This window comes from Mesoflavibacter sp. CH_XMU1422-2, from assembly GCF_037029245.1.
GTDB classification, from domain to species: domain Bacteria; phylum Bacteroidota; class Bacteroidia; order Flavobacteriales; family Flavobacteriaceae; genus Mesoflavibacter; species Mesoflavibacter zeaxanthinifaciens.
Genome location: NZ_JAYMEE010000093.1, coordinates 1 through 649, shown reverse-complemented (window position 1 = coordinate 649; position 649 = coordinate 1). Strand labels below are relative to the sequence as shown.

Sequence of the window (649 nt, the reverse complement as noted above, 5' to 3'; positions counted from 1 at the left end):
TAACCTTATTCCTCTCTTTGGTTCTTTATGATTAAATGTTAAAGTTAATAGATTGCTAACTTAAGACGTATATAGCTCATAGCTAGTTAGTTGCTTAATCGAAGTTAAGGTATATTTGCTAGTCCGCCAAATTTTTTAATTTGGCTTATTGAGAAAATATAATAAGAAAAATTAAAAAATTCGGCTCGTGCTACATCCGAAAATATTTTCATAATTTGCACGCTACGAGCCATATACAGAGACGTTGGTTACAATAGCGGAATTAAAAACTAAATGTGAAAATTGTGCGAATTCTGAACTTTGAAAACAGCGGAACTTTGCGCAAAAAAACATAACGGAAACTGAGTTTAAAAAAGAAATAAAAGCAAAGGAAATGAAAAGAATTTATGTAGTTTATTTCGTACTTATTGCAAGTATCATTCTTATGATATTAAATATTGCTGAATTAGATTTTGACAACCTTAAAAAAGGTCCTTTTACTGGAATTATTTCAAATATACTGCTGATTGCAGCAATGTTGTTAACTATAAGAGATATAAAGAAAAAAGAAAATAACTAATTGGAGTTTAAAAAACGTGAATTGATCACTGCTACTCTATCGAATTCCAAAATTGCGGAATCATAACGTGGAATTGAATAGCAGAACGCA

At 29.7% G+C, this 649-nt stretch carries 1 protein-coding gene; it reads left to right on the top strand.

The features are described 5' to 3' along the window. Window positions 1-373: 373 nt before the first annotated feature. Window positions 374-559 (top strand): hypothetical protein, encoded by a 186-nt coding sequence (locus WA340_RS14750; RefSeq protein WP_299036134.1) that lies wholly within the window; start codon window positions 374-376, stop codon window positions 557-559. Window positions 560-649 lie beyond the last annotated feature (90 nt).

What these genes read in the sequence shown, in the direction of transcription:
- WA340_RS14750 (WP_299036134.1), top strand. Translation starts at nt 374, where the DNA reads ATGAAAAGAATTTATGTAGTTTATTTCGTACTTATTGCAAGTATCATT.